At 34.5% G+C, this 13,274-nt stretch carries 13 protein-coding genes; 7 read left to right on the forward strand and 6 right to left on the reverse strand.

Annotation, left to right across the window (positions count from 1 at the left end; all coding sequences use genetic code 11):
• The first annotated feature begins 4 nt into the window (after window positions 1–4).
• A complete protein-coding gene (locus HGK31_RS04760; protein WP_191858696.1) occupies window positions 5–1,015 on the forward strand; it encodes a T9SS type A sorting domain-containing protein in 1,011 nt (336 codons plus the stop codon).
• Window positions 1,016–1,032: 17 nt separating this feature from the next.
• Here HGK31_RS04760 and HGK31_RS04765 read toward each other — a convergent pair whose 3' ends face one another.
• The gene (locus HGK31_RS04765) at window positions 1,033–3,870 is read right to left on the reverse strand and encodes a T9SS type A sorting domain-containing protein (protein WP_191858697.1); all 2,838 of its coding nucleotides are present in this window, start codon (window positions 3,868–3,870) and stop codon (window positions 1,033–1,035) included.
• A gap of 232 nt (window positions 3,871–4,102) precedes the next feature.
• On the opposite strand from HGK31_RS04765, the gene HGK31_RS04770 reads away from it, so the two are divergent.
• The 4 genes from HGK31_RS04770 (at window position 4,103) to HGK31_RS04785 (ending at window position 6,955) form a co-directional block, all read left to right on the forward strand.
• On the forward strand, window positions 4,103–5,239 hold the full coding sequence (locus HGK31_RS04770) for an Mrp/NBP35 family ATP-binding protein (protein ID WP_191858698.1): 1,137 nt from the start codon (window positions 4,103–4,105) through the stop codon (window positions 5,237–5,239).
• 3 nt (window positions 5,240–5,242) lie between these two features.
• On the forward strand, window positions 5,243–5,485 hold the full coding sequence (locus tag HGK31_RS04775) for a NifU family protein (protein ID WP_104735405.1): 243 nt from the start codon (window positions 5,243–5,245) through the stop codon (window positions 5,483–5,485).
• Window positions 5,486–5,561: 76 nt separating this feature from the next.
• Window positions 5,562–6,623: an NAD(P)/FAD-dependent oxidoreductase gene (locus tag HGK31_RS04780; protein ID WP_191858699.1), complete on the forward strand. Its 1,062-nt coding sequence runs from the start codon at window positions 5,562–5,564 to the stop codon at window positions 6,621–6,623.
• Window positions 6,623–6,955, forward strand: a complete 333-nt coding sequence (locus HGK31_RS04785; RefSeq protein WP_191858700.1) for a 2Fe-2S iron-sulfur cluster-binding family protein — start codon at window positions 6,623–6,625, stop codon at window positions 6,953–6,955. The genes HGK31_RS04780 and HGK31_RS04785 overlap by 1 nt, the downstream gene beginning before the upstream one ends.
• Here HGK31_RS04785 and HGK31_RS04790 read toward each other — a convergent pair.
• Together HGK31_RS04790 and HGK31_RS04795 are read right to left on the reverse strand one after the other, a co-directional pair.
• A complete protein-coding gene (locus tag HGK31_RS04790; RefSeq protein WP_191858701.1) occupies window positions 6,952–7,851 on the reverse strand; it encodes a metallophosphoesterase family protein in 900 nt (299 codons plus the stop codon). The two genes, HGK31_RS04785 and HGK31_RS04790, sit on opposite strands and share 4 nt — an antisense overlap.
• 77 nt (window positions 7,852–7,928) lie before the next feature.
• Window positions 7,929–9,107 (reverse strand): acyl-CoA dehydrogenase family protein, encoded by a 1,179-nt coding sequence (locus tag HGK31_RS04795; protein WP_191858702.1) that lies wholly within the window; start codon window positions 9,105–9,107, stop codon window positions 7,929–7,931.
• Window positions 9,108–9,248: 141 nt separating this feature from the next.
• Between HGK31_RS04795 and HGK31_RS04800 the strand changes: the two genes are divergently transcribed.
• Entirely contained in the window at window positions 9,249–10,553 is a 1,305-nt protein-coding gene (locus tag HGK31_RS04800) for an amino acid permease (protein ID WP_191858703.1), read from the forward strand.
• Window positions 10,554–10,557: 4 nt separating this feature from the next.
• Here the strand turns inward: HGK31_RS04800 and HGK31_RS04805 are convergent, their stop codons facing one another.
• Genes HGK31_RS04805 through HGK31_RS04815 form a run of 3 tightly spaced genes read right to left on the reverse strand, consistent with a single transcriptional unit; the run spans window position 10,558 to window position 12,383 of the window.
• On the reverse strand, window positions 10,558–11,268 hold the full coding sequence (locus HGK31_RS04805; protein WP_191858704.1) for a tRNA1(Val) (adenine(37)-N6)-methyltransferase: 711 nt from the start codon (window positions 11,266–11,268) through the stop codon (window positions 10,558–10,560).
• Between the two features lie 2 nt (window positions 11,269–11,270).
• Window positions 11,271–11,798 (reverse strand): ribosome maturation factor RimM, encoded by a 528-nt coding sequence (rimM, locus tag HGK31_RS04810; protein WP_191858705.1) that lies wholly within the window; start codon window positions 11,796–11,798, stop codon window positions 11,271–11,273.
• A gap of 60 nt (window positions 11,799–11,858) precedes the next feature.
• Window positions 11,859–12,383, reverse strand: coding sequence for a 30S ribosomal protein S16 (locus tag HGK31_RS04815; protein ID WP_104735413.1), 525 nt, complete (start codon window positions 12,381–12,383; stop codon window positions 11,859–11,861).
• A gap of 143 nt (window positions 12,384–12,526) precedes the next feature.
• On the opposite strand from HGK31_RS04815, the gene HGK31_RS04820 reads away from it, so the two are divergent.
• Window positions 12,527–13,204 (forward strand): DUF6252 family protein, encoded by a 678-nt coding sequence (locus HGK31_RS04820; RefSeq protein ID WP_191858706.1) that lies wholly within the window; start codon window positions 12,527–12,529, stop codon window positions 13,202–13,204.
• Window positions 13,205–13,274 lie beyond the last annotated feature (70 nt).

The following is a 13,274-nucleotide window of genomic DNA, read 5'->3' on the forward strand; positions in this document are numbered from 1 at the left end:
TTGCATGAGGATGATACTTTTTTGGTTGCTTGGTTTGTTTGGCTTTAGTGCAGTAGCGCAATGCCATATTAATACTTATATTGAAGACAACTATACTTTGGACGCTAAAATTTTGGCATTAAGAGATATTTTAGCAGATTCATCAGATCCCGATTATGATAATCCGTTTCTTCCCGAAGGCAGAGTGACACCCTATCTTGAACTATTGTCAGGGATTTATGAAAACCCAAATAATGATAGTGATATAGATATGCTGTTTAACGATTTTAACTTTCATGTCAATCAAGAGTATATGTATCCTATTGAATACAAGACATTGGTGTTTCGTGTTCCTACTGCTTTGCCTTGGGTAGAAGGGTTTAAAAACACAGGTATTTCAGGAATTCCTGAACTAGATAACTTAATGACCACCTACCAATTTACTGTAGATGATTTTTGGGAATTCAACACCTGTTCATGTACTATATTTTTTCTTAAAACTGGATTTGACTTTTTAAACTTATATGCTTTAATAGATGATTTTGAAGTTGTTGAAAATGTAGAATATGCTGATGTTTATGTACAAGATTTTGATTTAAGATTTAATTACACAGGAATTCCCTATACTATTTCAGGAGAAGATGTGTCAGTGTGTGATATTACTGTCCAATATAATACTACTGAAAATAATTATTTATTCACTTTTACCTTATATGGTGGAGACTGTCCTGCTGGTTGCACAGTATCAGAAACGAGATTTGTTTATGTTGACGAAAATTGTCAACCCCTTTCAACCAAAGAAAATACCTTTTACTCATTTAAAATTTATCCTAATCCAACATCTGATTTTGTGACATTTTCAACTCTTAATGACGACTCGGTTAATGTGATTGTTTATAATCTTGAAGGGAAAAATATCTTAACAAAAGCGTTAAAGAATAAAACTTTAGATGTTTCAAATTTGAAACAAGGCGTTTATTTTTTAAGGATAAACCAAGGGAGTCAAACAGAAATTAAAAAACTAGTTGTTAAATAACACGATTTACAATAACTTTAGTTTTTAATCACTTTTCTAACAGATTCACCTGTTTCGGTTTCAATTTTCACGAAATAAGTCATTGGAATAAGTTTTTCAGTAGAAATTTCCAGTTTGTGTTTTGTCCCTAAAACAGCAATCTCTTGAACCGTTCTACCAGAAATGTCAAAAATTGTGACATGTTCGATAGGCTGTTTTGATTCTAAATTCAAAATATTGGTCGTCGGATTCGGATATAATACCATACCATTATCAGCGAATCCAAACTCATCAATACTTAAGGCAGCCACAGTTGTGGTGGCTTCATCTGTAATGATAGGGAAATTATAATCAAAGTAAATTTCAGCATTGTTGTCAAAGGAATCTCCCAACACCAGAGTCTCGAGTGTTTTGATTTTAAAGGCCACATAGCCATCGTTGTTGGCATCATCAAAAGGCAGATTGATATCCTCAAAGATAAACTCAATGTAATGGTCATTGCCTTGATCTTTTATACGAGCAAAGAAGTCATGACTAGCATGCAAAGGCACCAGTGTAGATAGGTCATACTTGGTAATATCGATATCATCCTTTACCACGATGTTCACAGCACTGGCTGTTCCCGTATTTTCAAAACGAATCAGATAGTCCACATACTTACCAACTTCTTCAGGTGTAATATAATCACCTTTCAGGCAGGTTTTGTCATTGGGGTCAAAAGAGTTAACAACGGTTTGATTAAAGACTGCTGTATTGTCATCAGGTGTCTCATCAGTTTCAGAATGGTTAACAGATGCTTCATAAACCAAAATATCATCGCCATTAACGGGAGGTGTATCGGTTGGAGCATTAAGACCCATTGTGAATGTAATTTCACGAACTTCAAAAGGTGCTAAATCTGTAAAATTCCAACTTAACATACCACCAGTTTGTGCATCTTGAGAAGGAGTAGCAGAAACAAAGTCCATAATATCATCCTGAAAGGTTAAATCTACACTGCCAGAAAGTGTGGTTGTACCCTTGTTTTTGTATACTATTTTATAGTCTGTATCAAAACCAGGACGCGCACCTTCCAAAGGCAACACAGCAACTTCCAAGTCGTGATAAGAGCCATTAGCTGTCACACAAAAATCTTGAACAAAAGGACTGGTGTCAGACGGAAAATTGACGGTAAGACTACTTGGAGAAGCCGAATAATATTCTGGGTTTTCAAAATTGGGTGCGATGGTATGAGAACCGGAATCTATATACAATGTAAACGTTCCATCGGTGTTTGATATAAAACTATCATTTATGGAGTTACTGGTAATATTGTAATTAACATTTTGCATGGCAATATCACTAACATCACAGCCATCATTGTTAGAATCAAAAGTAGTTTCGCCTTGTACAATATAGTATTCTCCATTTGGCTCAAAGGAACAATAAGATGAAATAGCAACATCCGTATACCCAAACTCAGTTAATTTGTTTTGTACCTGATCAAAATTTTCTTCTATGGTACACACTACCGAAAGATTTGGGTTTCCATCAAAAAAAACATCATATTCCCAAGCTAGACTTTCTGCATTACCAAAATTTAAGGAGGTAAATTCATTATCACTGGCATATAAGTTTATTAGTGAACTGTTATTACTGATGTCCAAAGAGGTGAGTAAATTATTTTCACAAAAAATACCCTCAAGATTTGGACTATTGCTGATGTCTATTTCAGTTAGAAAATTATTTCTAACACTTAAAGTTTCCCATGTTATGGGACAAAGGTTAATTGAAGTCAGTTCATTATTATCAACAATTAAATCTTCAATGGATTGCAAATTTGATACGTCTAACGTAGTTAGGTTATTATTGCTGCAATCTAATGTCCCAAATGAAGATTGATTTGAAAAATCTAAAGAAGTCAATAAATTATTACCACAATATAAGTAATGAAGATTAGGCGCATTGTTGATGTTTAACACAGTTAATTGATTGTTATTACAACTCAAATTATAAAGTGTTGTAGAATTTACAGTTAATTCGGTTAACAGATTGTTTCCACACACTATCTGGTTAATATTTAAATTTCCTAAAATTAAAGAAGTTAACTGATTGTCTTGGCAGATTAAACTATTTAAAGTTGTCATTGTAGAAACATCTAAAGAAGTTAATTGATTATTATTACAGGTTAAGCTATTTAAACTTTCCATAGAGGAAAGATTTAAAGATGTTAATAAGTTGTTGCTGCAATCCAAACTAGAAAAATCCGAAGCATTTATTTGTAAGGATGTTAGTTGATTATTATTACAATCAACGTTCAAAAGTTCAATTGAATTAGGAATAGTTAAATTTTCCAGTAAATTATCTTGGCAGTATAAACGTTTTAAATTAGTAAAATCAGCAATATTTAAAACCGATAGTTGATTATTACGACAATTCAATTCTTCGATATTGACCAATCCACCTAATTCTAAACTTGTTAATTGATTATCACGGCAATTCAAATTTATCATATTTTCCAAACCGCTTAAATCCAAAGAATTCAGGTCATTATTTTCGCAATACAAATAACTTAAGTTTATTAAATTACTTAAGTCTAAACTAGTTATTTGGTTATCGTTACAACGTAAGCTTTCTAAATTCGTAAATGACTCAATGCCCAATAATGATGTTATAGATTCATTATCAACATTCATAGAAACAATTTGTAAGGCTTCACTTGTTTGAATTTCCCCGTCATTATTAAAATCTGCATCAGTCCATGCGCCAACACCAGTATTACAACAAATTGTACTGGTCAAAGCATTCTTAAAATTAGCGTCAGGTATATTAATTATCTGCGCTTGTAGGGAAAAAGAAAATAATAGGGCTGCGGTAAAAATGTAAAGTTTTTTCATGTGGTTGATTAATAAGTAATTAAATATACAAATAAAAATAGCAACACTATAAATGACTTGAATTGTTGTATAAATCATTTCAATAAAAGCGTTTCAAAATCTAAACAATTCACTGTATATTTGCACTTTAGAATGATTCTTAATTAAAACAGAAATAAGAATAGAGAAAAAGGAATTTACGCTATAAACACATGTCTTTGCTCTTTTGTCTTTGTTCTTTTGTCTCAAGAAAATGAAATTAAACAAACAAGATATATTTAAGGCGCTTGAAACTATAACGGCTCCTGGTGAAGGGCGAAACATGGTAGAAAGTGGTGCCGTTAAAAATGTGGTGACATTTGGTGATGAAGTCATTGTAGATATTACCATCGCCAACCCTAGTTTGCAAGCCAAAAAGAAAACAGAGGTAGATATCATGAAAACTATTCATGATAAGGTCTATGAAAAAGCAAAAATCACCGTAAATGTTAAGGTTGATGCGCCTACAAAACAGGCAAATAATGTCATTAAAGGGAAAGAAATTCCTGGTATTCAAAATATTATAGCTGTAGCTTCAGGAAAAGGCGGAGTTGGTAAATCTACAGTAACGGCTAATTTGGCTGTCACCTTGGCTAAAATGGGCTTTAAAGTCGGTATTTTGGATGCTGACATTTACGGACCTTCAGTACCCATTATGTTTGACGTTGAAAATGAAAAACCTCTAGCGGTCAATGTTGACGGAAAGTCTAAAATGAAACCCATTGAAAATTATGGTGTAAAGGTTTTATCTATAGGGTTTTTTACGCAACCAAACCAAGCTGTTGTTTGGAGAGGACCTATGGCTGCCAAAGCTTTAAACCAAATGATTTTTGATGCCCATTGGGGTGAGTTAGACTTTATGCTTATTGATTTACCTCCTGGAACGGGTGATATTCACTTAAGTATCATGCAATCATTACCAATAACTGGCGCTGTTGTTGTTAGTACGCCTCAAAATGTTGCTTTGGCTGACGCTAAAAAAGGCGTTGCCATGTTTCAGCAGGAAAGTATTAATGTGCCTGTTTTAGGCATCATTGAGAATATGGCTTACTTTACACCAGAAGAGTTACCAGATAATAAATACTATATCTTTGGAAAAGAAGGTGCCAAAAATTTAGCTGAAGATTTACAAGTGCCATTTTTAGGGCAATTACCTTTGGTGCAGAGTATTCGTGAGGCTGGTGATATAGGACGACCAGCAGCTTTACAGACAGCTACTGTTTTAGAACAAGCGTTTGAGACTTTAACGCAGCATGTTGTTCAAGAGCTGGTTAGAAGAAATGATAACTTGCCACCTACTGAAGCAATAAAAATAACGACCATGGCTGGATGTTCAGCTGTTAAAAAATAAAACATGAATACAGAAGAACTAAAATTAAATATAGAAAAAGCATTGGATGAGATTCGTCCCTTTCTACAGAGTGATGGTGGTGATATTTCATTGCTTTCTATTGAAAATGATAAATTGGTCAAAGTCCAACTTCAAGGTGCATGTGTGGGTTGTAGTGTTAATCAAATGACACTAAAATCTGGTGTAGAAATGACCATAAAAAAGTATGCGCCACAAATAGAACAAGTTATTAATGTTGAAGCTTAATTTTTTTACGAATGTGACTTATGTCACATTTAATAATTAAAGTAAATAATAACTTTGTTTTCGAAACTTACAATTCATGATTAAAACAGATATACTTATAATTGGAGCTGGTCCAACAGGTTTGTTTACTGTATTTGAGGCAGGGCTTTTAAAACTTAAATGTCATCTTATTGATGCATTACCTCAACCAGGAGGACAATGTTCAGAAATATATCCTAAAAAGCCCATTTATGATATTCCAGCTTATCCAGAAATTTTAGCAGGTGATTTAACAGATAAATTGTTAGAACAATGTAAACAATTTGAACCAGGATTTACTCTTGGAGAGCGCGCAGAAACAATAGATAAACAGGAAGATGGTACGTTTATAGTAACAACCAATAAAGGAACAAAACATCATGCACCTGTAGTTGCTATTGCTGGTGGTTTGGGGAGTTTTGAACCACGTAAACCTTTAATTCATAACATAGCTGATTTTGAAGATAAAGGTGTTGAATATATGATAAAAGAGCCTGAAATGTATCGCAATAAAAAGGTGGTAATAGCAGGCGGTGGCGATTCGGCATTAGACTGGAGTATTTTTTTGAGTGATGTGGCAAGCGAGGTAACGCTCATTCACAGACGAAACGAATTTAGAGGACATTTAGATTCTGTTGAAAAAGTTCAGGAATTAAAAAATTTAGGTAAGATAAATTTAATTACGCCTGCTGAAGTTACAGGAATTGTAGGGCATCATCACGTGAAAGCAGTTGTTGTTTCTCAAGCCGAGCATATTGAAAAAGAATTTGAGATTGAGTGCGATCATTTTATTCCACTGTTTGGTTTATCTCCTAAATTGGGACCTATTGCAAATTGGGGTCTGGAGATTGAAAAAAATGCTATAAAAGTAAATAACGCATTAGATTATCAAACCAATATACCTGGGATTTTTGCCATAGGTGATGTGAACACGTATCCAGGAAAGCTTAAGTTGATTCTTTGTGGGTTTCACGAGGCTACTTTAATGTGTCAAGCTGCTTATCAAATTATTAATCCTGGAAAACGGTATGTTTTAAAATACACAACGGTTAGTGGTGTAGATGGTTTTGATGGGACTAGAAAAGAAGCGCCAAAGGCTGTTGTAAAAGCTATAGAGTAATGGAACAAGACATTAACATAAAAATAATTGATAGAGATGGTTTAAAGCATGAGGTTATGGCACCAACAGATATGGCTATGAATTTGATGGAAGTTGTTAGGTCATATGAATTAGCTCCTGAAGGCACCATTGGAATTTGTGGCGGAATGGCTATGTGCTCATCATGCCAATGCTATGTGTTGTCTGATCATGAATTACCTGAAATGCAAGATGATGAAGAAGCTATGTTGTCTGAAGCATTTAATGTAAAGGATAATAGTAGGTTAGGTTGCCAATTACAAATTAATCCTGATATGGAAGGTCTGGAGGTTGAACTCGCTCCAGAAATTTAATCCGTTTTATAGTCTATTAATTTTTGAGGTCCTTCCAAAAGGACTCTTACTATTTTAAGTGTACCATCATCGGTTGTGGCAATTTGCCATTTAATTAAGGATATTTCACCATTTTCAATTTCTATTCCAGTTATACTTCTGGGATGAACACAGCTACCATCATTAAAAAAGGCAATGTCACCTGGCTCAGGGAAACGTGGTCTGTGAGTGTGCCCAACAATTGTGATGAGATTATTGTTATTAATAATCCATTTTTTAATGCGTCGTTCAACTTTAATAAGCTCCTTATAATTTTTAGCAGGACTCGTTGGGTCAGCAATGCCCATGACATTTAATGGTTTCCAGAGTACTCGAACCATAAATCGGCTCCATTTCCAAAATGTATAATTCCACCAATCAGCTTGATGACCATGGGTTAAAAAAAGCCGTTGTTGTGTTTTTTTGTGTTTTAAAACTAACCCTTCATGATATGTTAGGTTTTTAAAAAGTTCTTCATCTTTTCCCGTTATTGGTTCAAAATAAATAGATAAATGTTTCTCAACATATTTTTGATCCTTGTAAACCATATCATGATTCCCATATAGTAAATGCAAACGTTTATTTTGATGGAAAGCCTTTAATAATAAAAAAACATTTTTATGAGCTTCGAATATAGATTTAAAGGTTAGATTCTCCCAAAGCTCGTCGCCATCGCCCAATTCACAGTATGTAAAACCTTCAGCATAATAATGCTTTAAAGCATGAAAGTATATATTGCGGTTATTGGCAAAATCATCAGCGAAACTGTTATCACCTCTATGACAATCACTAAATAAAATAAACTTACTAGAATCATCAAATTCAACAATAGGAGATTCTTTGTAGGCTTTATTTAATCGTTTTTTACTGGAAAACATATAGTAAATGTAAACAAAAGTCCATAAAAAAAGCGAACCACAATGATTCGCTTTATAATGTTTTTAGAATTTACTATTTATTTAAAAGCATTCAAACCAGTAATATCCAAGCCAGTAATCAGTAAATGAATATCATGTGTGCCTTCATAAGTAATCACACTTTCTAAATTCATAGAATGACGCATAATACTATATTCACCGGTAATACCCATACCACCTAACATTTGTCTGGCTTCACGAGCAATGTTTATAGCCATATCCACATTATTGCGTTTCGCCATGGATATTTGAGCTGATGTAGCTTTGCCTTCATTACGTAGCACACCAAGCCTCCATGTTAATAATTGAGCTTTGGTGATTTCAGTAATCATTTCGGCTAATTTCTTTTGTTGTAATTGGAACTGACCTATTGGCTTGCCAAACTGCATACGTTCTTTACTATATCGTAAAGCGGTATCATAGCAATCCATTGCTGCTCCAATGGCTCCCCAAGCAATACCATAGCGTGCAGAATCTAAACACCCTAGTGGAGCACCAAGTCCTGATTTGTTAGGTAATAAGTTTTCTTTTGGTACTTTCACATTGTCAAATATTAACTCCCCAGTTGCACTTGCACGTAGTGACCATTTATTATGAGTTTCTGGTGTTGTAAATCCTTCCATGCCACGTTCAACAATTAATCCGTGAATACGGCCGCTTTCATCTTTTGCCCAAACAACAGCAACTTGTGCAAAAGGCGCATTAGAAATCCACATTTTAGCACCATTTAAAAGATAATGGTCTCCCATGTCTTTAAAGTTTGTTACCATACCTCCTGGATTAGAACCATGATCGGGTTCAGTTAATCCAAAGCATCCCATCCACTCTCCAGATGCTAATTTTGGTAAATATTTTTGACGTTGTTCTTCATTGCCATATTTCCAAATTGGGTACATCACCAACGATGATTGCACCGAAGCCGTACTGCGAACACCTGAATCACCACGCTCAATTTCCTGCATAATTAATCCATAAGAAATTTGATCTAATCCTGCGCCACCATATTCTACTGGAATATATGGTCCAAAGGCACCTATTTCGGCAAGACCTCCAATAATTTGTTCTGGGAATTCAGCTTTTTGTGCGTATTCTTCAATAATAGGAGATACATCACGTTTTACCCATTCTCTGGCTGCATCACGAACCAACTTATGTTCATCAGTTAACAGTTCGTCTAAATTATAATAATCAGGTGCTTCAAATAAGTCTGGCTTCATTTTTAATCGAATTTTTAAGTCTGGCCAAATTTAACCAAATACATATAAAAAGGTGAAAGATTTCATTAGAAATATTTTAATTGTACATTTAACCTGCCTCATTTTTATTAATTAGTCAAAAATCGTTATTCAGATATAAAAATGAGCAAAATTCCCCCTAAAATAGGTTTGGTCACCGCAACCTGCATTGTCATTGGAAATATGATAGGTGTAGGGATTTTTATCTTGCCAGCTGCCTTGTCTAAATACGGTAGCATAAGTTTGCTAGGTTGGGTTTTTACAACAATTGGCGCTTTGATTCTGGCGAAAATATTCAGTAATTTTAGTAAGATCATCAAAAAGGGCGGCGGCCCTTATGCTTATCCAAAAGCTGCTTTTGGTGATTTTATGGGGTTTTTAATTGCTTGGGGCTATTGGCTGTCCTGTTGGATTGGTAATGCGGCTTTGACTGTTGCCATCATCGGGGCATTGAGTTTCTTTTTTCCTGTTTTGGAAACCAATACGCTTTACAAAGTTGTTATTGGATTGGGATTGATTTGGGCTTTTACTTGGATAAATACACAAGGAATCAAGGAGTCGGGAAGGGTGCAGGTTGTTACAACCGTACTCAAACTGTTACCATTAGTTTTTGTAATTGTTGTTGGAGCTTTCTTTTTTAGTATTGATAACTTCCCGGCATTTAATTTAACGTCCGAAAGTGATTTTGCCACATTCCCAATGGTTGCAGCACTAACACTATATGCTTTTCTCGGTCTTGAATGTGCTACCATCCCTTCGCAAAGTATTAGGAATCCGGAAAAGACTATTCCAAAAGCGACTATGATGGGAACTATAATAACTGCAAGCGTTTATATTTTAGGAACTGTGGTGCTTTTTGGTATTTTACCTATTGATAGGTTGCAAACATCAGCAGCGCCTTTTGCCGAAGCAGCCCGAATAATTGCGGGTGAATTTGGCGGTTATTTTGTGGCCATAGGTGTCATAATATCTGGTTTGGGTGTTTTAAATGGTTGGATTATGGTTACTGGACAAGTTCCTTTGGCAACTGCAAAGGATGGATTGTTTCCCAAGGTATTCAAGAAAGAAAATGAAAAAGGAGCGCCAGCTATGGGTCTGATAATAGGTAGTTTGTTGACAACAGGTGTGCTGCTTATGAATTTATCAGAAGGCCTTGTTGATCAATTTAAGTTCATTGTAGATATCGTCGTGTTTGTGGCTTTGGTACCTTATCTCTTTACTGCGGCAGCTTACATTCTGATCCTGATTGAGAAGAAAGTTCATCTGCAAAACTGGGTAAAAACTTTTGTTTTAGGTGGTTTGGGCTTTTCGTATTCACTATGGGCAATTTTTGGTTCTGGACAGGAAACGGTTTTCTACGGATTTATTCTATTGGTATTAGGCATACCTTTTTATGTATTGATGAAGTGGAACAAGCGTCATGACTAAAACCTTACATTTTTAAGTAGAAATCTTTGGTGAGATTTATATAATCTTGCGTGTACTGATGCCGTTCAGTCTCGATAACTAGAACCTCTGTATTCACTTTGTTTTTTTTATATGAGAATTCAATCAGGCTTCTTTTTTTTTCTGAATTAGGATTTCCTTTTACATGTAAAATTCTATTTGGAAATAATTTAATCAGGCTAGCTTCTTCAATAACGATTTCTTCTTCTTTATAAGGAACAATAATGGAAAATTTCCCGTTTTCAGAAAGGAAGTTGATAACTGCAAAAATAATATGCTCTAGAGGCATGGCATCACTAAAACGTGCTAAATTCCTAGATTTGTTTTGTGTTTTATAGTCTTCAGAATAAAAGGGTGGATTGCAAATAATGAGGTCAAACTTTTCATCTACAGCTTCGATATATTCAAATAAGGAAGCATGAAAGCAAAAAAGTCTATCGTTCCAAGGTGATTGCTCAAAATTTTCAACACACTGTTCAAAAGCATCATCATCAATTTCTATAGCTTCAATTTGTTCAGCATGACTACGTTGAGCTATCATAAGACTTAAAATTCCTGTGCCAGTACCAATATCGAGCACATTAAATGGGTTGTGATTGACTGATGTCCATGCGCCCAGCAGCATACTATCTGTGCCAATTTTCATGGCGCAACGGTCTTGATTTATGGTAAATTGTTTGAATTTGAATTCGGACATAATTATTCAAGGTAAAGGTCTATCAATCCTTCTGGTGTGTTTACCAAAATTTCCTTTTTGGTTTTGTCGACTTTTGAAATGAATTCATCATTCATTGGAATTAAAATTTCAATACCATCTTTATCTATTTCAAACAAGGCTTGCGCTGTTGAATCGTTAACCGATTTTATTGTCCCAATATTACCATGAGTTTTATCAATAACCTGAAAACCTATAATTTCATGGAAATAGAACTTATCATCATCTAGTTTTGGTAAAAATTCCAAAGGCAAATAAATGTCACTTTTTATTAAAGCATCAGCATCAGCTTCTGTGTCTACATCTTCAAATTTTACACGTAATAAATCAGATTTATGAAGTTGTGAGGACTCAATAAAAAAAGGCACTAAATTATTTCTTAAATCAATAAACAACGCGTCTAGGCTTTCATATAAATCAGGTTCGTCAGTGTCTAGTTTAATTAGTAATTCCCCTTTAAAGCTGTATTTTTTTACAATTTTACCTAAGTAAAAACAATCTTCTTTTTTCATATTTTAAAATAAAAAACCCAGACTTTTTAGTCTGGGTTCAAAGGTATGAAATAAAATATTTTACTCCTCTTCGTTTGAAGCTTCAGCTTCAACTTCTGGTGTATCTTCACTTGCTTCTTCAGCAACTTCCTCAACAACAGGAGTGTTGGCTGCAATACGCGCTTCGTTAGCTGCTTTTTCTGCTTCAAAAGCTTTGGCTTTAGCTTCCGCTTCAGCTTTTGCTAAATCTTCAGTTTTTGCTTCAACTTTTCCAGTTTTCTCTTCTTGCCAAGCTTTGAATTTTTCTTCAGCTTGTTCTTCTGTTAAAGCACCTTTACTAACGCCACCTGCTAAATGATTTTTAAGCAAAGCACCTTTATAAGATAAAATTGCTCTAGCCGTATCGGTTGGCTGTGCGCCATCCTGTAACCATTTTACAGCACCATCGACATCTAATTCAATAGTTGCTGGGTTTGTGTTTGGATTGTAAGCACCAATTTTCTCAAGGTATTTACCATCTCTTTTTGCTCTTGCATCTGCTGCAACAATCCAGTAATAAGGTTTTCCTTTTTTACCGTGTCTTTGTAATCTAATTTTAACTGACATAAAAATTAATTAGTGAGGTTCTCGACCTCGATTATTAATAAGTGCGCAAAGATACTATATTTTTTTTGATTTTTAAATAGTTAAGTAAAATTCTAACTTATTACGTTTTTTATATTATTTTTGAGTTCCTAAATATATGTACTATGAAGAGAATAAGTGTTTTAATGCTGGTTTTGGTGACAATTTTAAGTTGTAGTGATGAAATAAAATTTAACACGCCAGCCGTACAAGGGAAAAAGGATGGTAATTTATGGCGAGCAACTTCTTATGAGGTTCGGTATAATAATGCTGGCAGAATTGTTATTGTTGGTAAAAACGGCAATGATGGGTTATATTTTACTGTCCCTAATCTAGAATTAGGAGCTAAATATCTCGGTAGAGGAAGTTCTAGTAAAGCAGAATATTTAATTTTTGATCAAATTAGTTATTCAACGAATTTTGTGCCCAACCCAGAATTTTCATTATATCCACCAGATGGAGAAATTGAAATTACTCAAGTAACAGCTACTTCAGTTTCAGGCCGTTTTTGGTTTAATGCGTTCTCACAAGACGGATTGAAAACGGTTAATTTTAGTCAAGGTGTATTTTTTGATGTTCCACTGTATAATTTGGGAGGTGGTTTAGATTCTTGTGACGATGTTGTAGCTGAAGCTCAAGCTGCAGAAGAACTTTACAATAATACAGACCCCAGTAGTCCGCAATATACTGAAGTATGTTTGGCTTATAAAGCAGCCTTACAACAGCAAATTGCCACTTGTGGTGGTGGCGGTGCAAATAGTCCTTTACAAATTATCATTAATGGTCTTGGAGACTGTCAGTAATAATTTAAATCTTAAAATATTTAACAAACGCGACCAATTGGTCGCGTTTGTTGTTAAATACTATTAAAGT

This window comes from Hanstruepera ponticola, from assembly GCF_012931685.1.
GTDB lineage: Bacteria > Bacteroidota > Bacteroidia > Flavobacteriales > Flavobacteriaceae > Hanstruepera > Hanstruepera ponticola.

Coding starts and splice junctions, on each gene's coding strand:
- HGK31_RS04760 (WP_191858696.1), top strand. CDS start 5: ATGAGGATGATACTTTTTTGGTTGCTTGGTTTGTTTGGCTTTAGTGCA.
- rimM (WP_191858705.1), bottom strand. CDS start 11,798: ATGAAAAAAGAAGATTGTTTTTACTTAGGTAAAATTGTAAAAAAATAC.
- HGK31_RS04820 (WP_191858706.1), top strand. CDS start 12,527: ATGAAGAGAATAAGTGTTTTAATGCTGGTTTTGGTGACAATTTTAAGT.
- HGK31_RS04800 (WP_191858703.1), top strand. CDS start 9,249: ATGAGCAAAATTCCCCCTAAAATAGGTTTGGTCACCGCAACCTGCATT.
- HGK31_RS04805 (WP_191858704.1), bottom strand. CDS start 11,268: ATGTCCGAATTCAAATTCAAACAATTTACCATAAATCAAGACCGTTGC.
- HGK31_RS04780 (WP_191858699.1), top strand. CDS start 5,562: ATGATTAAAACAGATATACTTATAATTGGAGCTGGTCCAACAGGTTTG.
- HGK31_RS04775 (WP_104735405.1), top strand. CDS start 5,243: ATGAATACAGAAGAACTAAAATTAAATATAGAAAAAGCATTGGATGAG.
- HGK31_RS04765 (WP_191858697.1), bottom strand. CDS start 3,870: ATGAAAAAACTTTACATTTTTACCGCAGCCCTATTATTTTCTTTTTCC.
- HGK31_RS04770 (WP_191858698.1), top strand. CDS start 4,103: ATGAAATTAAACAAACAAGATATATTTAAGGCGCTTGAAACTATAACG.
- HGK31_RS04815 (WP_104735413.1), bottom strand. CDS start 12,383: ATGTCAGTTAAAATTAGATTACAAAGACACGGTAAAAAAGGAAAACCT.
- HGK31_RS04785 (WP_191858700.1), top strand. CDS start 6,623: ATGGAACAAGACATTAACATAAAAATAATTGATAGAGATGGTTTAAAG.
- HGK31_RS04790 (WP_191858701.1), bottom strand. CDS start 7,851: ATGTTTTCCAGTAAAAAACGATTAAATAAAGCCTACAAAGAATCTCCT.
- HGK31_RS04795 (WP_191858702.1), bottom strand. CDS start 9,107: ATGAAGCCAGACTTATTTGAAGCACCTGATTATTATAATTTAGACGAA.